Source organism: Shewanella gelidimarina (assembly GCF_023283945.1).
GTDB lineage: Bacteria > Pseudomonadota > Gammaproteobacteria > Enterobacterales > Shewanellaceae > Shewanella > Shewanella gelidimarina.
Window position 1 is genome coordinate 16,236 of sequence record NZ_JAKIKW010000015.1, and the last position, 20,603, is coordinate 36,838.

The following is a 20,603-nucleotide window of genomic DNA, read 5'->3' on the forward strand; positions in this document are numbered from 1 at the left end:
GTGTGATGAGTAGAGATTGTTAGCCGATGACACCAAGACGAGCCACCGCTTCTGAAGAAGCACTACTGAGAATATTTACCGTTCCAGAAGCCCCCGATTCAACCCTTAGTGTTATTGAACAAAATATCTCACAGAACTTAATGGGTTTTTTACAAGATAGCGTGGTGGCCGTTGAAAAGCCCTTGACCGAAATTGAGCTGGATTTTCAACAACATCAAATACCTGCCGCGCCGCAGTTTGTCTCAGACTATGCTGACGACATGATGAAGACGCTGGTCGCTCATTCAGTACATACCTCAGCGCCTAGCTTTATCGGCCACATGACATCTGCACTGCCCTACTTTGTATTGCCGCTATCTAAAATGATGGTGGGGTTAAATCAAAATCTGGTGAAAATTGAAACCTCAAAAGCGTTTACGCCATTAGAGCGCCAAGTTTTAGGAATGATGCATCATCTTGTTTTTGAAGAGAATGATGGTTTTTATCAGAGTTGGATGCACAGCGCTAATGTCTCATTAGGCGCATTTTGCTCAGGGGGGACCGTCGCTAATATCACTGCACTATGGACTGCACGTAACCAATTACTTAAAGCAGATGGTGAGTATCGTGGCGTTGCAGCTCAAGGCGTAATTAAAGGGCTGCGTCACTATGGATTTGATGACTTAGCGATTCTGGTCTCTGAACGTGGCCATTACTCATTATCTAAAACGGCTGATCTACTCGGGATCGGCCGCGAGAACATTGTTCAAGTTCCGACTTCAAACGACAACAAAGTCGATGTAGTACAGATGCGACAAATCGCTGCCAAGCTTGCCGCAGACAATATTAAAGTAATGGCCATAGTGGGTGTTGCGGGAACGACCGAAACCGGTAATATCGACCCATTAAATGCCTTAGCAGACTTAGCAATAGAGCTTAACTGTCACTTTCATGTTGATGCTGCATGGGGTGGCGCCAGTCTATTATCTAAAAAGTACCGTCATCTATTAGCAGGAATTGAACGGGCTGATTCAGTGACTATCGACGCTCACAAGCAGATGTATGTACCGATGGGCGCGGGAATGGTGATTTTTAAAGATCCCACTTTTGCCAACGCCATTAAACACCATGCCGAATACATACTCAGAAAAGGCTCAAAAGATTTAGGCAGCCAAACGTTAGAGGGATCGCGTCCCGGCATGGCAATGCTAGTCCATGCTTGCCTGCAAGTTATTGGCCGCGATGGTTATGAAATACTGATTAACAACAGTCTAGAGAAAGCGCACTACTTTGCCGGCTTAATTGAAGAGCATACTGAATTTGAATTAGTGTCCAAGCCTGAGCTTTGCTTATTAACCTACCGATATGTTCCGCAAGTCGTGCAAACGGCGATGGCAACAGCACGAGCTAACAAGGATGTACAAAAGCTGACTGAGTTTAATGCATTACTGGATGGCTTAACTAAATTGGTGCAGAAACGTCAGCGTGAACAAGGCACCTCATTTGTATCACGCACCCGTATTAATCCTGAGAACAAGCAGCTGATGGCCATCAAAGCCGTGGTGTTTCGAGTAGTTTTAGCCAATCCACTCACGACTCATGAGATTTTACAGCAGGTACTTGCCGAGCAAACGGTTATCGCCTCGCAAGACAATACCTTTTTACCTAAACTAATGGCGTTAGCTCAGCAATAACCAAGCCTGTTATTACTGACGACCAACGCCATACTTGTCATTGATAACTCTTGTTCAATAGCGCTTATTCTGAATCTAGCCGAGCGGTGATAAACAGATCTGTAACTTCACCAATCGGGCTAGCCTGTTGTTTGCGTTGTAACGCCAACAATTTAAAGCCTCGACGACTCAGTGCCGGCACTAACTGCTCCGCATGATGAAAGTAGGTAAAGACCTTATCACCATCACTTGAAGTATCTTCGCGCACCTTCGGGCATTCCCCCTCCATGGTACTAAGGTACAAAATTCCCCCAGGTTTAAGGCGCTGCGCCGCGGCATCAATCAGCCCTATTGCCTCTAGCCTATCAAGGTAGGGTAAACAGAAACCACACATAATGGCATCGAACTGCTCTTCAACGCGGTTTAGATGACGGCTATCGAGCTGCAGAACCTCTATCTTTGGGTTGTTTTCCTTAGCCAACATCAGCATATTGGGTGCTAGATCTGTTGCTAATATCGATAAATTTGGTTTTTCAGATAATAGCATTTGAGTGATATTGCCCGGCCCGCAAGCCAGCTCTAACACGCGGGCATCATCGGTGGGTAAATGGCTAATAAATGAATCAAAGGTGTCTGAATACATAGCAAGATCCATGTATTTATCCTGATACCTTTGAGCCAGCTTATCAAAGGTATTAACCGATATTTGATTATTATCCATTAGCCTATTCCTTAGCACTCAGTGCTTAGCATTTATACCATCATTGGTTTGTTAGTTACCCGCCAGCCTATTTATTAGCACTGAGGGATTAGCATCTACACCACGTTTGACTGTTTAATTAATCATCTACACTATCTTGCAAGACGCTGATTTACAACTTCTAATTTACGTATTTCTAAACCTCACGTTTAAAGAAAAAATCTGCGACAGAAACCAACCGAAGCTCATGATTGGTCTATAAAAACAGGCACTCCACTAAAGTATTGTTTGAAAAGCCTCAGCTTAAATCTCTTTTATAATCGCCATACTATGAGATAAAAACAACCCTGTAGCCGAAAGAAGAAAACAATGAAAAGACGTACCTTAAGCTTGTTCAATCAACCCGTACTTTGGAAGCCAGTAGTGAAAGTAACGTTAAACTGATCCTTAATCCCGAACGTTTCCTATCATTTGATAAAAGCCAGTTTGTTGCCAGCAGTCATCATCAGGAGTTAAAGTTGTACTGCGAGTTTACAAGCCTGTCGTTTTTGACAGATAATTCGTGATTCTAAAATATTGGTTCTGGAGTTCTAGCCGGATAACAGACAAAAATAGAGTGGAGATGGCTGTAGATATGATTTTTGATAGTTGGGATACCCCTTTCAATGAAGGAACGTTATTGCTGGTTAGTGCGGTATGGGGAGGAGATGAGTGGAGTGTCAGTTACCCCAATGGTAAAAGCTATCACCTCCAGATACCAACAGGCTCGAGGGCGATATTAACTGTTACTCTATTTCATCTTGAAACTGAATCTGTGTATGAGTTGAGATTTCCATCGGCATCAGCATTTAGGCTGTTGGATGAGGGAGGCTTACTTCATATCTGGAGTGAAACACAGACAAGTCATAACTGTTTTAAAGTTAAGGGGCATGCCTGGAGTGAAGAGAGTCCGGTGACTTTTGCCATGGGCAGTGATGATGGCTTTTCGTTTTTTATAACCACAGATGACGATTGTGTCGAAGTGGTGTGTCAACATCCTCCCGAGATCATTTTCATGCAAAAGCTGCAGTCAAACATAAAATTTAACAGCCACTGTGCAACATAATAATAAAATGCTGACGAGCCCAAAAATCAAACTTGTTGAAGGGCATTAGGAGCAAGCAGGAAATGATAATTCTACCTATTGGACTCGAGTGACAGGTCCACCAGACCGCACACTTCTAGTTGAAAGTGAAATTTTGTGGTTATAATTTTTAACCTCGATTTACCCTATATCCTGAGAGAGGCGAGGCAGCACTAAAAATCGGAGTGCCAGATAGCTTATGGAATTTCTCAGTTTCTCTATTGGTTCAAGATTAGTTAACATAATATCTGTTCGCGGATAAGGATATGCGGCGCTCAGTCGCAGCTTTCGAGAGGCGTTGTAATAATGAAGTTCAATCATTTAGGTATTCCGACAAATGAACGATTCGAAGGTGAGATAGACTTACCTCATCTAAAAATGACGGTATCAGACCACGAGAATAATCCATACGGGATTCAATGGATGCGTTTTTGGGAAGGTGCTCCATACCCAGACTTAGTGAAAACAGTTCCTCATGTTGCTTTTGAAGTTGAAAACTTAGCAAAAGAACTCGAAGGTAAAAAAATCATCATAGAACCAAACACACCGAGCGAAGGATTAACGGTAGCATTTATCGAAGTTAATGGTGTTCCAGTTGAACTAATGGAATATTGTAAACAATAGCAATCATCACGAGTATCGAACCATCTTTACCCTGTTTTCACTTGCCACCCCTTATGCTTGCATTAACCATAAATATTCCATAATGAAGATGATGCGAACAGATTAAACCTACATGTAAAACTCACTCGCCAGTGTCCAAAAGTCTTTTAATGTTGGTTCAGCTTAAGCACTTACACATCGCCAACATCTCAAAGTAAAAAGCCACCTTGCGGTGGCTGTTGGACGATGAATAGCGTTTTGCTACCACCCCGCTATTTAGGCAATGACGCCTGATGTGCGTTGACAAATGCATCCATGTTGGCTTGCGCTCTTAGCTGTGCGCTTGCCAATGTATCGTTTGCATTCATGGTCTCTACCACTTCGTAATAACACTTAATTTTTGGTTCAGTACCCGATGGCCTAACAATGACTCTGGCGTCGTTATCGAGACGATAGATGAGCACATCACTGGCTGGCAAACTAATATCTTCCTCGCCTCCGTCTGCAAACAAGCGTTTACCTAGATTGATATCGTCGGTAGACACTACCTTATGCCCTGCTATCGATTGTGGGGGGTTATCACGTAAATAGGCGCCAATATTGGGCGTTGTCGGTTTTAGCGCAATACTCACTTGGCTATTAAGATGGAATCCATGCTGTTGATATATCGACTCTAATCTATCCCAAATCGTTTGCCCTTGACTTGCAAGCTCTGCGGTCAACTGTGCAAAGCCAACTAATGCTGATAAACCGTCTTTGTCCCACACCATAGTGCCAAGCGTGTAACCGAGCGCTTCTTCATAGGCAAACAAAAATCGATTATCGTCTGTTTGTTCAGTCATACCGACATTGGTCAGCCACTTAAAGCCTGTTAACGTCGTACGGCAAGTCGCCTCTAAACTGGCGGCGACTTTAGATAAAAGACTCGATGACACAATCGTGGTGCACGTGAATCGCTGATTATCGGGTGCATGTGTCAGTAGATAATGGCCAAATAACACCCCGACTTGATCGCCGGTCAGCATTTGGTAATCACCATCCGATTTACGGACCGCAACCGCAAAGCGGTCGGCATCAGGATCGTTGGCGCAGGCTAACATTGCGTTGTGCTTTTTAGCCTCCGCCATCACCATGTCCATCGCCCCCTTCTCTTCAGGGTTTGGAAAGTTTACCGTCGGAAAGTCACCGTCGGGCTGCGCTTGAGCTGCAACAGAATAGACCTTGGTAAAGCCAGCGTCTTTGAGCACATCAAGTGCCATTTCATTACCGACACCGTGCATAGCGGTATAGGCCAGACTCACCTGCTCTGGCGCGGTCTGATGTTGTAATACCGGTGATTGATGAACGCCATCACGATAAGCCTGATAAAAATCATCTGCCAAGATCTGTAAATGACCCGCGGTTAATGCGTCATCTAATGAGGTGACCTTTATCTGCTCGTTGACAGCCTTTTCGATACACGCCGCAATACCACTGTCATGGGGTGGGATGATTTGCGCGCCATTGCCCCAATACACTTTATAGCCATTGTATTGCGGTGGGTTATGGCTGGCTGTCACCACAATGCCAGCGGCTGCGCCAAGGTGTAGCACACCAAATGCGACGAGTGGGGTCGCGGCTATTTTTTTCGTAAGGTAAACCTTAATCCCTAACCCACACAGCACACCCGCGGCATCTTCAGCAAACTGTTGTGAGTCATGGCGGCCGTCATATCCAATCACTACACCTCGCGTGGCAATGTCACTGACTTGTGCCATTAAATACGCCCCCAGCCCTGCGGATGTTTGTTGCACAACTAAACGGTTCATCCGAGTCGGTCCTGCGCCCACCACGCCTCTAAGCCCTGCGGTACCAAATGCTAAACGCCCAGCAAAGCGAGCAGTGATAGCTTGTTCGTCACCCGCGTCAATCAAGGCTTGTAGCTCTGCACGCATTAATGGGTCAGGGTCATTCTTAAGCCAATGCTGCACTCTAAATTTTAACTGCGTATCCATGGTTCACTCCAGTTTGTACCCGCTAGATAACCGTTATTAGTTTTATGCTCAATACTCATTCAGCATAAACGGCTACTGCAATTGAAAACGATTAGTATCCACACTAAGCCTAGCCCAAACAGAGAACAAGATAATTTGCATTAAAGTTTTTACATCAAGTAAGTGTCCGTTCAACGTGACTCATTTATCAAGCGCCCAAATTCCGACACGCATTACAATAGGTAAGCACAGCCAATAGATAGTGGTCGCAGCGAGGGTCACTGATAGTGTAAAATGGCCGCCCAAACATTGATGACTGCGTAATAGAAAAATGAGCCTGCTTAAAACTGAATGCCATATCAAGGTCACAGATCCCGAAATTGATGCGGTGAGTCTGCTGTCACAACAAACTGAACTCAGTAAACAGGCAATAAAACAGGCGATGCAAAAAGGCGCAGTTTGGCTGACACACGGTAAACAAACTAATCGCTTAAGACGCGCAAAAAAAGCACTAAATCAAGGTGATGAGCTGCACCTCTATTACAATCAAGCAGTGTTAGATGAACAAGTCGACGCGGCTGAGTTACTATATGACGAAGGTCAATACAGTGTATGGTTTAAGCCATTTGGCATGCGCTGCCAAGGTTCTAAGTGGAGTGACCATAGCACGATTAATCGCTTTGCCGAGACTCACCTCGAGCCTGCTCGTAGCGCCTATATTATCCATAGGCTCGATCTTGCTGCAACCGGGCTTATCGTATTGGGCCACAGCAAAAAGATCACTGCCGCCATTGCTAAGTTATTTGAAACGCGCGCGTTAGATAAATATTATCAGGTGATTGTAGAGGGCGAGTTTTCTACCGCAAAGGTCACTATCGACAGCGAAGTTGATGGTAAGTCGGCGCTGTCATACGCCCATCGACTGGAATACAACGCCGAGCTAAATCAATCTAAAGTACAAGTGAAGATTGAGTCTGGCCGAAAACACCAAATACGGGTTCATATGGCAAGTCTCGGCCACCCGGTGGTGGGTGATAGATTGCACGGTAATGGCAGTGAAGCGACACCAAATTTGCAGCTCACCTCGTGCTACTTAAACTTTATCTGCCCAGTCACTCAGCAAGATAAGGTCTTTGAACTACCACAAGCTTATCGTCCGCACTTTTAAGTTGACTATAGATACAAAAAAGCCACGTTCTATTTTAGAAAGTGGCTTTAATCGTTAAAAATAAAATCGTTCTAAGTCTGTACGATTTTAATCAGTACCGTCCCAATGAGCATGGTATTAATCAGTACTGTCTTCGCACTTACCCGCTATTCTTTTCTTGCCAGAAAACATCGCTGAAATAATACCAGGCTGATGACGTACTTCTGCCAACATAACACCGATGATATGCAGCAAGATAAGCAACATTAATAGATAAACACTGTAGAGATGAATGTCGCCAGCAAGACTTTTATAAGGCTTCATATTGGCTTTTTTATCGAGATTCACTCCAGTATCGTCATAGGCTTTTATGCTTGTAGGATCGACATTATCAGCGGCGATGTAACGAGTAACAGCCCCCGCAAAAGGCGGATAATAAATATCGGTTCCCGCACGCATCAACCCCGTCGTCATGATCACAACCAGCAGAGTCATTATTGCCACAACTGCGAACTTGCCGATAGGATTATGCCCTATGTATTGTGGATTCTCGCCGTTATTCAAGCGGTTTCGATAGGTGGTAACATCGCTGATTTTTGGGCGCATGGTGGAAAATTTGGCGAACCCAGAGCCGACAACGCCCCACACTAATCTGATGATCAAATTAACAGCAAACATATAACCAATAATGGTGTGTAACTCTTTAAGTTTAATCTTTGCAGCCAAACCACTGATCCCAAGTTCAGACTTGAATAGCATAATTAAACCGACAAACATTAATGCAGTGATTAGCACGACATTGACCCAATGAAAAACACGCACAGGTTTATCCCAAACTTGGTGTTCAACCAACTCATTGGCGACTTTATTATTCATTTTATTACTCATACCCGATTCCTAACGCCCTAACACTGCAGAGATGCCATAAAGGTAATTGATTACCTAAAGTACAAACGCCCGTTAAAGCCACCATTTTAGTTATGTTATTGCTAGCAACTTGGAACAACGCTGCTATCAAACTGCTACTAGAAAAAAGCCAGTATAAACTGTCAGGTTTAAGTTTCAGTTAATATTCATTAATATTCAACAGATCGTTTTCGTTCAATGCTGTTCAAGCAAACCTCGCCACAGCCCTCGCCACCATTGGGCTTGCGCCAATAAAAACCCTTAACATTCAAAAACACGCCGAGTGACTGGCTTCACAATAATTATCATCAGCCCGTTCAAGTGCTTACTTAATAATCAAATGAGTTTGATATTGATAGTTATTCTCATTACCATCCATATCTAATTGAGAATCTTACACAACATAACCAAATTAACTCTAACCTGCGCTTAACATTTGATACGGAATATCGGGATTGGCTTACGTAAGAGCTGTCATCGCAAAGAGCTATAAAGGCTGACAATATGAATACCCAAGTAAAGCTAATTACCGCACTTATTGCTGGCATTTTGCACTCCGGCGCTGCGATGGCAACGACCGTAGATGATGCCAACATCGAAGTCATCACCGTTATGGGTCACCAACAGCATTACAAAACCGATCAAGCTCATGGGGCCATGCGCTCAGATGTGTCATTACTCGACACGCCCCAGTCAGTGGTGGTTATTCCTAAAGAGATAATGGATGATCAATTAGTACGCACATTAGGTGATGCTCTTAAAAATGATGCCAGTGTGTCTATTGGTCGCGTAACTACAGATAGAGAACGCTTTAGCTTGCGCGGTTTTAGTTTGGATGAAAGCACTAACCTGCTTAAGGATGGCCACCAGCACTTTTCTAAGTACAGATTGCCGATGGCATTAGTTGAAAATGTAGAAGTACTAAAAGGCCCATCAAGCCTATTGTACGGCCAGTCTACGCCAGGTGGATTAGTCAACTTAGTCACTAAAAAACCCACTTATGATTCATTCTTAACCTTGGGTGTTAAGGGCGATGAGAATGGCTCTATTCGGGGATCACTCGATGCTGGCGGCAGCCTTAATGACGAGCAAACTATTCGTTATCGCGCCGTACTTGAAAAAGAGCAAAACAAAAACTGGCGTGAATACCAAGACGGAAGTGCACAAGAAAGTGATTTCCTTGTCGGTAGCTTGATGACCGATTTTGATATCGGCGACAATCTAACCCTCTCTTTGCATTATGACAAATCTGATGAACTGGCAGGCCAAGACAGCGGTGCCTTAATTGACGACAATGGTGATGTTGTCGGTGGCGACGAGATGATTTGGGACATGCCTTGGACCAAGATTGATGCTCAAAGCCAAAACTATGGGGCCGATATTAGCTATCAGCTCTCCGATGATTGGGAGCTCGCGGCAGGTTATAACAAACAACACAACGAACGTGAGCGATGGGAAAGTAAACCACAGACCGGCAGTTATGATCCTGACACTGGCAGCTATCAAAACAAGCCTTACAACAAGCTTGAAGATTGGCAACAACAAGCCTTTTACTTCGATGTTGTCGGCTCTATTGAGTTAGCGGGAATGCAGCATGATCTACTTTTCGGCGGCAACTATGTTGATCACCAATACAGTTCACTGAAAGTGAAAGGCAAGATGGCCGATGGCAATATCAATAGCGGTGTCACTATACCTCAGCCAGATCTTGATTATGCAGATGCTAAGGCATCTAGCGAGGAATACCAATATTACGGTGTGTTCGCGCAAGACTTAATTTCGCTAAATGATCAATGGCAGGTTTTAGTGGGAGTACGTTATGACCAACAAGATAAGGACGATGCTGATAGTAATACAGTGCTGCCTAAATTTGGTTTGATTTATCACCCCGTCGACAATGCCTCTATTTACGCAAACTACAGTGAGAGCTTTGAGCCACAAGGCAGTGTATTAGACGATGAAGATGGTAATTATGGTCTAGAGCTAGATCCTATTAAAGGCAAGATGATTGAGCTTGGCTCAAAATGGGAACTGCTTTCAGGTAAAATTCGTTTGAATGCCGCGGTATTTAACATCGAGCGCGAAAATATTCTGGTCAACACTGGCACCTCTGATAACCCTATCACGACCCAAGGTGGCGTTCAGCGTCATACCGGTTTTGAGTTTGGCGGGATGGGACAAATCAATGACGATCTATCTTTGATAACCTCTTTAATGTATCTCGATGCAGAATATAACTCACACGATGAATATCAGGGCAATCGCCCTGAAGATGTCCCAGAGTGGACCGCCTCTATTTGGGCTAAATATTCACTCAATGACAGAATGGCAGTTAACTTAGGCGCATTCTACGAGGGCGAACGCTTTGGCGATGCTGCTAACACCTTCGAGAAGGATGCATATACTCGCATTGATACCGGCATTAGCTATGCCATTCCAGTGGCAGGCCAAGATCTACAGCTTAGAGTGAATATCGAAAACCTATTTGATACTGACTACTTAGGTGGCGGCGAAAATGGTGAAGTGAACGTGGGTAAACCAAGAACCGTTAAATTTGGTATGAGCTACACCTTCTAACGCAGCACCTTAGGTTAAGACGGGACACATTAAACAAAAAAGCCTAGAGTTTTCTCTAGGCTTTTTTATGCTTATCGCTTTATTACGCTCATCAATCTTATAAGTTTATCGGCTGTCTGCTAGACCTCTATTAGAGCCTTATTTGTTACATCACAAATGGCTGCTGACTGATGCTCACTTATGCTGATTATCCGCTAACGGCTTACACATCATACTGTATGCCAGTGCTCTTCCATCGATTCTGAACATATCGATTATTTCACCGCACTTAATAAAGTCACTGCGTTGGTAGAGTTTGATTGCGGCAAGGTTATTCGACAAAACCCATAAATCGATATACTCAAGGCCAGTGTTTTGTACGGTCCAACTCTCAATAGACTCAATAAGCTTGCGCCCAAGCCCCTTGCCTCTTACTGATAAATCAACGCCCATGCCTAATAGCGCCCGATGTTCGGTATGAGACTCTGGGTGCGGTCGAATATCAATATGCCCAATAATCTTGCTCTCTTCTGCATCAACGGTCTCACCCTCGACAACATTGCCCTGTACCTCAGAGAAAGCAAGTAGCATTCTACGCCAGCCACTCTGGCCTATTTCACGCGCAATACCCTCTGAAAAACGGCGCTTCATTGCATCCGTCATCTGCGACTCGGATTGGGCTCGAGATAAGGGCTGAAACACCGGAGAATCATCAACACCATTTTCTTGTAGTTGCCGATTAAGGTATTCAAAAAAGGCGGGCATATCATTCTGAGTGGCTAATCTTACTTCCATTTAAATCATTCCTTTTTTCGCGTTAATCTGCATTAGCTGCGGCTGGGCTCAAACGCCTGGTACCTTGGTAGGTTAGCATCTAAATCTTCCCAATTTGCTTTTGACGTCACAAAATTGTGGGATAACGGCCGCTCTATAATATCAGAATCAAGTAAGCCAAGACGGACTCTAATACGGCTGGGGTCTTGCTCATTTGAACTGTAGATTGGTGAACCACATCGACTGCAAAAATGGCGATGACGACCAGGCTTAAAAGAGAAAGTAGTGAGCAGACTCTCGCCAGTTAAAATAGTAAATGCATTGCTCTGCACAAAACCATTGGTCGCAAACGCTGTGCCACTGTTTTTACGACATAACGAACAATGACAATGAATAATATCACTGATATCGCCTGCTATTTGCACTTTTATGTCGCCGCATAAGCATTGTCCCGTGTACATCAATTATGTGTCCTTTTCTGACTGTCGTTGCCAAAAACAACGACCTCTTTTGAGTCTAACCACATTGGATATTTGGTCATGACTTTACTGAACATTCGACTCTGTAAATAAGTATTAAGCCACTGCCTAAGCTTTGGATAAGATGATTGTAAATACCATTGCCGTTCAACACGGGCAAACTGTCGAATAAAGGGCACTAGCGCTAAGTCTACAATAGTAGGCTTATCTGACATTAGATACTTTTGCTGACAGAGCCTTTGCTCAAGCTGAACAAGGTAGCTTTCACACACTTGCCTATGCTCAGCTAATGTCGGTTCATGGTAGCGTTTAGCGGCGCGGTACTGCTCTAAATGGCCTTTAAATTCATTATCAAATATCGCGATAAGCCCAAGCTTCTCGTCAAGTACATTCGGGTTGGCTTGCTCTAAATAACCATCGGGGTCACTTTGCTCAAATGCCCATAGCATCACCTCTAAGCTCTCTTCAATCACTTGACCATTAGCGGTCACCAAAACCGGTACCGTACCTTTTGGGGATACCTCTAGCATCTCAGCGGGTTTATTGCTTAACACTAAATCCCGCAGCTGTACTTGCTGGCTGGATGCGTAAATAGCTAATCTAGCGCGCATCGCGTAGGGGCAATTTCTCAAGGAATACAGTATAGGTAATGCCATGATTTTGTTCATTGTTGCTCTGTCAGCTCAATTATCAAATGCGAATAATTTACTTTAACGATATTCATTCACAAAATATACGGGTAACATCCCCCCATTAAATTTCTGACAACAAGTTGTAACCATGGATCCAAAGATTGAATTATTAGCACCAGGCGGAGATATTGATGCGATTAAAGCGGCAATTATTGCCGGAGCCGATGCTGTTTATTGTGGCTTAGACACCTTTAATGCGCGTAACCGTGCCGCTAATATTTCCTTTGAGGAACTTGTTGGGATCATTCGTTTAGCGCATCAATATCAATGTGAGATTTTTCTCACATTGAATATCGTGATTTTAGAAAACGAATTTAAAACGCTAGCAAAACTACTCAGCAAGCTCGCCAACACCACATTAGATGGCGTGATAGTGCAAGATATTGGCATGTTCCAGCTAATTAAACAGCACTTTCCAACACTTGATGTCCATGCATCCACTCAGCTAACGACCCATAACCGCGGCCAACTGCCTTTTCTGAAGAAGCTAGGTGCATCAAGGGTTAACCTATCTAGAGAGCTTAACCTGCGGGAAATCACCGAGCTGACAGCCACTGGCCGAGAACATGACATCACCACCGAGGTGTTTGTTCATGGCTCACTGTGCATCGCTTTCTCGGGCTTGTGTTACTCCACTTCCGCCAGCGTCGGTAACTCCGGCAATCGTGGCCGTTGTAGCCAAGCTTGCCGTGAAGAATATGAAACCACTGAGACGGGTCATAACTTCCCACTTAACATCAAAGACAACTCCGCTTTCTTTGACTTACCTGCGCTAATTGAAGCCGGCGTACATTCGTTTAAGGTTGAAGGGCGTATTAAGGGTGCCAGCTACGTTCATACTGTGATTGATAGCTTCCGAAAACAGATTGATGGCTACTTCAAAACCGGTGAGTTACTAGAAGATGGCGAGCGCTTATATAAAGTGTTTAACCGCGATCTCACCAACTCATTCTTAAAGGGTGACTTGAACCAGTCGATGTTTATCGATAATCCACGTGATAACTCGAAAAACCATCTCAAAGACAAGCTGACCCAAAACGGTAGCCAGTCTATTTCAGTGGTGCAAATTCACGATGCAGAGCAAGCGCTCCAAGTTGAAAAGAGTCAAATTCAAGCCAGTGTAGATGACAAGATTAAGCACCTGACGATTGATAAGTTACCACTCACACTGGCATTTTCAGGCCAGCTAGATACCCCTCTATCGATTACAGTGACCAGCCTCGATTTCGTTGTCGGTCAAACCGAGCTTGAGCCTCGCTCGTTTGTACTGCATTCACGTAGCTTACTGACTAAAAGCGACGATGCCTGTATTGATATTGGCGCCATTGAAAAACGCTTTAAGAGTCTCAACAATGCAGAGTTCGCACTCAAGCCGATAATGGTTGATGACTTAGCCACAGGGTTAAGTATTCCCTTTAAAGAACTCACTACCCTTAAAAAACAGCTACTGTTAACACTCAACCATGGTACGCCGGTATTGCCTGCCGTTGAGCTGCCTAAGCTCACTAAGCACCCAAAACCGCTCAAGCGCGATGGCAGCGAGAGTCTACGGGCTGAGTTATCGATTTTGATCTGTGATGAGGCCGATGTGACATTAGCAGATAACACTGATGCCGATATCTATTTCAAGCTGCCTGACGCCTATAAGCGTGGCTGCACTCAGTATGTGAGTTTTCTGCAGCAAAACCCGCGCTTGATCCCTTGGTTTCCGTCGGTATTAATCGGTAAAGACTATGATGTGGCCTTAAACATTTTAGAACAGGTAAAACCTGAGCTGATTGTGACCAACAATACCGGTATTGCACATCGTGCCTTTGAACTCGGCATCAAGTGGATTGCTGGACCCTTTTTAAACACCACCAACTCTTATGCACTGCTAGCGATGCAGGAGCAGTTTGACTGCCACGGCGCCTTTATCTCAAATGAGATAAACCAGCAGCAGATCAAGCATATTGCTAGGCCAAAGAACTTCAAAATGTTTTACAGCATCTATCATCCCATCTTATTGATGGCTAGCAGACAGTGCTTTTTCCAGCAAAGTGTCGGTTGTGAAAAACCGCGTATCGATAACGGCTGTATGCTGTCTTGCGACAAATCGACCAGCATCACCAACCTTAAAGGTGACGAGTTTGCCATTGATAAGCAAAAAGCCGGCTACCCAAGTATTTATAACCAAGATCAATTCTTAAATACTGAGATCATTGACGACCTCGCCAATCTGTTTGATGGTTTTATGATTGATCTAACCAATATTGGCGCCGGTGATAAACCCTCGCCTGATAAAGCACAGTTAATTAAACAGTTCGAGCAACTCCTCGATGGCCAATCGGCAGCGGTTGCTACACTCGACAACATGGTGCCACAATCGACTGTGCTGCAATATCACAACGGTTTATAAACAGTCAGTAATCTAATTGCGTTTGATGGGTGACTGGACGCTATTAGTTTAAAAAACAAGATTAAATTAGATAGATTAAACGCACTATTATATAAAGGGCTATACCACTGTTAAGCTAGAGTCGTTCAGGCTTAGCAGTTTAATCCTATAACTGCAAGGGGCTGTTGATCTTTCACGGTTGTTTTTGCCGCAGTTTATTGGCTATTTTAACAAGGCGGAGGCTATGTCGTTTAGTCATTCTCCACAAATAGCCTACAACACCGTAAAAATAGCCAAGAAGCGCGGCCCTTAGGGTTCGTTTCAATGCTTTTAGTCTTTTATGACTAGAATGCGTTACGAGCTTTTCGCTTAGCCTGCTAAGCATCATCGCTCAAGCCTTGTACTAAAATCATTGAATTCGAACAAAAACTAAGCTCGAAAGATCAACAGCCCCTAGTCCCTATGACTTTGTATCTCGACTCGCTCCTACCTCTAATATCCCCGTTTTAAGTGGTGTGTTAATCACCTTGTTTTCTGGCTATATTCCCCATAGAGTATTGGCATAGAAAACCGTCATCCAGCATCATAATAATAAACAAGAATACAGGTAACAGAATAAGTGGATAACATAGCATTAGCAGTCGATTTCCTTTTCGAACACAAATTATTATTAACCGTGTTAATAATAATGACTATCTCAGCAATAAAGCGTTTTATCATTACACGTATTCGTGGCGATGTTGCTTTTCTTTCTGATGTGCAGCGTAAATGGATGTCACGCACTAAAAACAGCACCTTTTTTCTCATCGTCATTATTTTATTCATGCTGTGGCAAACCGAAGTCAGCAAGTTTGCCCTGTCGGTAACGGCGATTGCAATTGCATTGGTGGTGGCATCAAAGGAGATTATTCTTTGCTTTACCGGCTCAATACAGCGTGCGAGTTCACGTTCATTTGTGATTGGGGATTGGATTGAGGTTGGAAAAATATACGGTGAAGTGATTGAACATAACTTGATGGCCACGGTTATCCAAGAGATCGATCTGCACCATGGTCAATATCATTTCACCGGCAAAACCGCCACGCTGCCTAACAGTATGTTTTTTACCTATGCGGTCAAAAACCTCAACTTTATGAAGCGTTATGTTTACCATAGCATTACGATTACCGTGGTCGAGTTCGTTAATCTCTACCCGCTGTTTCCTGCGTTAACTCTTCAAATAGAGCAACACTGTGAAGACTTTATTGAAGTGGCCAAGCGCTATAACGGTGTAATAGAAAAGCATGCCGGTGTCGACTTACCTGGCAGCGAACCACATATTCATATCAATAGCGGTCCAACTGGCGAGCAAAATGTTCATATCATGATTTTTTGCCCCACGGAACGCGCCATGCATTTAGAACAGTTGATAAGAGAAGACTTTATGATTGCCTATCACCAACACTTTACTCAGCAAAGTGAGCTAAAGAGTGAGTCAAAAGAAGGGTTAAGTATTGATAGCGCGTCGCTAGAAAGCCGTTAGCCATTGCCTAATCAAAACAGAGCGTTTAGCCATAGAATGTAGGCCAATATTAACGACTGCGGCATTAACGCTCACACCAGTCGCACATAACTTTCTTGTGCGACTGCATACGTTGCTCACGACTATTGAACGGGATGAATTGAATCCATAGGTTTTATGTTACCGCTGATGACTTTTTTCGAGGGTGTATAATGTCGCATTGCCGCGTTCCACACTCCGGATGCATTCTCAATTGGAATATTGTTTATTTTGTCATCACAGCCAAAGTGCACCGTAAAGCTACCATCTTTGTTGCGTTCAGCGACTTCTGAATTGATGTTTGCAACGTCGTTAAACATAAAGCCAGCTTTGTCATAAACAGTAATCGACCAGAAACCACCGACATTATCAGGATCATCAAAAGTTGTTGCTTGGCATTCTGCTCCTTCGTAGAACTTAGAAAACTGATAAATATTATCTTTCCAGGTAGCGCCTCCCCAACCGATAGCAGTCCCCATCAAGTATTTATCCGGTTCGACATAAGCAGACGTTCCGAACATTTTCTCAGTATCAAGCAACCCAGACTGAGTGAAGCTTTCTAATATTGCATGATGAACCTTATCGTAAGACACTTGATCGTACTTTATTGGCTCAAATGTTTTAGCACTGGCCGCAGAGAGCTTAATTTGATCTTGTATTGCATGAATGGCGGCGAGATCTTGCTCGTCCCCACTTTTGACACCGATGCGAACCAATGCATACATGTAATTTGTATGTGATGGTATTTCATGCTCTCCAGCCTTAAAAACCATGTCATAGACACGATGATTTTCGTCCAAATACATAAGTGAGATATAACGGTCAACTGTTTGCGGTAATGTCACCGTGGCCCCCTTTGCAGTATCTATCAGAGCCATGGAATAGAGTGTATCGCGGTTCATGCGAATAACCGGTTGATTATCCACAGGAGGGACTTGGCGCTTGTGATAAAATTTATTTATGCCTCCCGCATTTGTTTGAGTAATTGCCATCTGCCGATGAGTTTCAATCACAGGATAATTGCTGGTCGTTACAACGGCTTCAGTTGCTATAGCTGGTGAAATAGTTGCGATATTAAAGACGATAATTGCCAAAAAATTCCTTCTGCTCATTCTAGTCATTTCCCTATTTGGTTAATTTTAAAATAACACCCGTCACCCACGAATAACCAACATACGTTGCTCAAGCAGAGATATCAATACTCTGCAGACCCGCCTGCATGAGACAAACTCTTTCAGTATTATCTTTAGCTAACACTTGGAGAATCGCCTTATTTAAGATCAATAGCTCAAGCTGCCCCGTAAGATCAGTACCCGATTATAAGGCCGCTAAGCGGGGTCAAAAATGAAGACAATTGATCAGTACTGATGCTGTCGGCAATACTCACGCTAGGTACAAATAAACCCGTTGAAGATGAAGCTATTAATCTAAGCAAAGAAATCAAACGATCTAAAAAAACACCGCGGCGCTGATGTATATAGCAACAATGAACTATATCCTGTTCAGATTTAAAGACAGTTTATAGAAACTCTTAAGTGTCTATAAAAATGGAGGATTACCTACCTCAGTCTAATTATCTATATAAGCTAATCCGCTATACTTTATTAAGCATTTCGTAACACTCAAATTTCAATCAAAAACTAAGTAATAATAACAATCAATGTCTATTTATCTGTCATTGGTCATAAAAAATGATGGTCAACCATGCTGCTGAAACTCTATTTTAAGGGGTAGTGATGTTGCAACATCGTTTAATAAGGAATGCCAAGAGGTTACAATCAGTAGAGCAACAATTTAAAATCAATTTATTGATTAATCATGAGGATCCTAAAAGCCTTAGGACATCTAAGTCCCTATGCATTTATAACCAACAAGCGGGTGTCACTTATTGCTGAGATCCAGCGCTCTCTATCTAACATACGATAGTGGTATAATGATCAAAATGGACTACTTTTAATATTATGAGGTTTATCTGTTTTCTGATATTCCAGAATGAGGGGGATGGTCTTAGTGATCATGTTATCTCTGTTACAAATATTGAATTAAATCATTGGTATATAATTTTATGGTTAATCATTTTACTATTTCTCAGGTCGATACTGACGCTTATCCTTTACGACATGAAAATGTTAACAAATTTGCATTAGTTTGTGAGGGTGGAGGCCAAAGGGGTGTATTCACTTCAGGTGTATTAGATGCGTTCTTGAAAGCAAATTATAATCCGTTTCATTGTTTAATTGGTACGTCAGCAGGCGCATTGAACCTAGCGTCATACGCTTGTGGCCAATATAGACATGCTTATGATGTCATTAATAAAGTGACTCGAGATCCAAACTTCTTTAATATTAAAAATATATTCCGTGGTGAAAACAGCTTAAATTTAGATTTATTAATTCATGCAACTGAAACGCATCTTGCCCTTGATTGGGAGACTGGATTAAAAAATCTAGAGAATCGGGAATTATATTGTGTTGCAACCAATATAAATAGTATGAAAGCTAAATGTTTAGATTTAAAAAGAGGCTCTTGGAAAAAATCATTAAAAGCCACTTGTGCTATTCCTTTATTGACTATCAACCCGATAAAAATCGATAACGAGGATTGGTATGATGGTGGTGTTACAGCACCTATTCCGGTTAGAAAAGCATATAAGCTTGGTTATAAACATATCGTTGTCATTAGAACCATTCCTATCGATGCAAGTTATAATCATGAATGGTTGAACTTTTTAAAAAAAGTGGGTCCTAATAAAATTAAACATTTAAGCCACTTATTGATGACTCATGAAGATGCATATCGTGCTGACCAAGAATTTTTAGAAAACCCGCCTGATGATGTTGTTATTTATGAAATCCACCCTGCAACGCATTTGAAAACATCTTTAGTTAATTCTACTAAAAAGGCAGTGGATAGTGATTATGCGTTAGGTTTTGAGATGGGTAAAAAATACCTTAACCTGATTGCAGATAAAATTCATAAAGGCCAATTTGAAATTGCCAACGTGGCCGAGATCCCCCTCAAAACCAAAGATGATGTTCATACTGCTAAAAAAGCATGTGCAGAGGTCGTTAACAACTTAAAACGTGGTAGTTTCAACGGTTTTGACAAGGTCAGGATTAATTGGATTAATTATAATCCACATAATAAGAAAGATACCTTGGTGATTGTTAATGGCAGAAATGAATCTTACTGGGGCTACTTAGAACTCATTTATGAGCTGTCATATTTTTATAATATTTATACTTATGATCATCGAGGCCAAGGCGAATCGGAACGTGGCGCATCAGATTTAGATTTAGGTCATGTAAATGAGTTTCAGGATTACATTGTTGATTTACAATTATTTATGGATAAAGTCGTTTATCCTAATAGTGATGGAGAGTGTTATTTAGCGGGACATTCTATGGGTGCAAATATTTGCACTCAATACATTCAACTTTATGAACACAAGGTTAAAAAGTTATTACTCAGTGCACCTATGTTTGGTCTTGGTTTATCCATTAAAAGTAAGTTAGATACCTCTAGCCACTCAATTGTTGAGCGTTTCACTAAGAAACCTAATTACGCATTAGGTCGTTCTTTTTATGATTTTCCTGAATTTGATAAAAATGTAGTCACTAATAGTAAATTACGCTACTCGCGTTATACTGATAGCTATAATGAAAAGCCAAATTTAAAGCTAAATGGTCCGAGTACAAAATGGATCCAAGAATCAATTAAGGCGTGTGATAAAGCATTAATAAATGCGCATAAAGTTGATATTCCAGTCCTGATATTACAAGCTGGACATGACTATGTAGTGAGTAATTTAGCGCAAGATAAATTTAATGAAACTTGTCCTAGTAGCTATATTGAAGTTATTGAAGGCGCATTGCACGGTCTATTTATAGAAGAAGATAAACATCGAGATATTGCCGTCAACAAGTTAATTTTCTTTATGAAAAACTAAACAATTCATTAAAAACAACACTCATATTTCGGGGATGCATAGACTGCTTTATTTATATGCAAGCTCCAGAATAGATTTTAGTTCTCTTAAGTATTAAGCCTTTAACATTTGTTGATGAATGTATATTTATAG

The 20,603-nt window shown here is 42.4% G+C and carries 15 protein-coding genes; 8 read left to right on the forward strand and 7 right to left on the reverse strand.

Annotated elements, in window-relative coordinates:
- Positions 1–26: 26 nt before the first annotated feature.
- The gene (gene panP / locus L2729_RS13370) at positions 27–1,673 is read left to right on the forward strand and encodes a pyridoxal-dependent aspartate 1-decarboxylase PanP (protein ID WP_248988712.1); all 1,647 of its coding nucleotides are present in this window, start codon (positions 27–29) and stop codon (positions 1,671–1,673) included.
- A gap of 64 nt (positions 1,674–1,737) precedes the next feature.
- Here the strand turns inward: panP and L2729_RS13375 are convergent, their stop codons facing one another.
- Positions 1,738–2,373, reverse strand: a complete 636-nt coding sequence (locus L2729_RS13375; RefSeq protein WP_248988713.1) for a class I SAM-dependent methyltransferase — start codon at positions 2,371–2,373, stop codon at positions 1,738–1,740.
- A 601-nt stretch (positions 2,374–2,974) separates the two neighbouring features.
- Here L2729_RS13375 and L2729_RS13380 point away from each other — a divergent pair.
- Positions 2,975–3,457: a hypothetical protein gene (locus tag L2729_RS13380; RefSeq protein WP_248988714.1), complete on the forward strand. Its 483-nt coding sequence runs from the start codon at positions 2,975–2,977 to the stop codon at positions 3,455–3,457.
- Positions 3,458–3,781: 324 nt separating this feature from the next.
- Positions 3,782–4,099 carry a VOC family protein gene (locus L2729_RS13385; protein ID WP_248988715.1) on the forward strand — a complete coding sequence of 106 codons (318 nt, stop codon included), beginning with the start codon at positions 3,782–3,784 and terminating at the stop codon, positions 4,097–4,099.
- Positions 4,100–4,350: 251 nt separating this feature from the next.
- Here the strand turns inward: L2729_RS13385 and L2729_RS13390 are convergent, their stop codons facing one another.
- Entirely contained in the window at positions 4,351–6,072 is a 1,722-nt protein-coding gene (locus tag L2729_RS13390; protein ID WP_248988716.1) for a phospho-sugar mutase, read from the reverse strand.
- A gap of 310 nt (positions 6,073–6,382) precedes the next feature.
- Here L2729_RS13390 and L2729_RS13395 point away from each other — a divergent pair, with 310 nt between their 5' ends.
- Complete coding sequence (locus tag L2729_RS13395; RefSeq protein ID WP_248988717.1) at positions 6,383–7,219, forward strand: pseudouridine synthase family protein; 837 nt, start codon at positions 6,383–6,385, stop codon at positions 7,217–7,219.
- A 117-nt stretch (positions 7,220–7,336) separates the two neighbouring features.
- On the opposite strand, the gene L2729_RS13400 is transcribed toward L2729_RS13395, so the two are convergent.
- Positions 7,337–8,086 (reverse strand): cytochrome b/b6 domain-containing protein, encoded by a 750-nt coding sequence (locus L2729_RS13400; protein ID WP_248988718.1) that lies wholly within the window; start codon positions 8,084–8,086, stop codon positions 7,337–7,339.
- A 522-nt stretch (positions 8,087–8,608) separates the two neighbouring features.
- On the opposite strand from L2729_RS13400, the gene L2729_RS13405 reads away from it, so the two are divergent.
- A complete protein-coding gene (locus tag L2729_RS13405) occupies positions 8,609–10,681 on the forward strand; it encodes a TonB-dependent siderophore receptor (RefSeq protein WP_248988719.1) in 2,073 nt (690 codons plus the stop codon).
- A 174-nt stretch (positions 10,682–10,855) separates the two neighbouring features.
- On the opposite strand, the gene L2729_RS13410 is transcribed toward L2729_RS13405, so the two are convergent.
- From L2729_RS13410 to L2729_RS13420, 3 genes are read right to left on the reverse strand one after another with little or no spacing between them, the layout of a single operon-like run.
- Positions 10,856–11,455: a GNAT family N-acetyltransferase gene (locus tag L2729_RS13410; protein WP_248988720.1), complete on the reverse strand. Its 600-nt coding sequence runs from the start codon at positions 11,453–11,455 to the stop codon at positions 10,856–10,858.
- Between the two features lie 32 nt (positions 11,456–11,487).
- Entirely contained in the window at positions 11,488–11,895 is a 408-nt protein-coding gene (locus L2729_RS13415; RefSeq protein ID WP_248988721.1) for a GFA family protein, read from the reverse strand.
- A complete protein-coding gene (locus L2729_RS13420) occupies positions 11,895–12,581 on the reverse strand; it encodes a glutathione S-transferase (protein ID WP_248988722.1) in 687 nt (228 codons plus the stop codon). Before L2729_RS13420 ends, L2729_RS13415 begins: the two co-directional genes overlap by 1 nt.
- Before the next feature lie 112 nt (positions 12,582–12,693).
- Between L2729_RS13420 and L2729_RS13425 the strand changes: the two genes are divergently transcribed.
- Positions 12,694–15,003 carry a peptidase U32 family protein gene (locus L2729_RS13425; protein ID WP_248988723.1) on the forward strand — a complete coding sequence of 770 codons (2,310 nt, stop codon included), beginning with the start codon at positions 12,694–12,696 and terminating at the stop codon, positions 15,001–15,003.
- 667 nt (positions 15,004–15,670) lie between these two features.
- Positions 15,671–16,504: a mechanosensitive ion channel family protein gene (locus tag L2729_RS13430; RefSeq protein WP_283104232.1), complete on the forward strand. Its 834-nt coding sequence runs from the start codon at positions 15,671–15,673 to the stop codon at positions 16,502–16,504.
- Between the two features lie 122 nt (positions 16,505–16,626).
- Here L2729_RS13430 and L2729_RS13435 read toward each other — a convergent pair whose 3' ends face one another.
- A complete protein-coding gene (locus L2729_RS13435) occupies positions 16,627–17,616 on the reverse strand; it encodes a DUF1254 domain-containing protein (protein WP_248988725.1) in 990 nt (329 codons plus the stop codon).
- Positions 17,617–18,587: 971 nt separating this feature from the next.
- On the opposite strand from L2729_RS13435, the gene L2729_RS13440 reads away from it, so the two are divergent.
- Positions 18,588–20,471, forward strand: a complete 1,884-nt coding sequence (locus tag L2729_RS13440) for an alpha/beta fold hydrolase (protein ID WP_248988726.1) — start codon at positions 18,588–18,590, stop codon at positions 20,469–20,471.
- Positions 20,472–20,603: the final 132 nt, after the last annotated feature.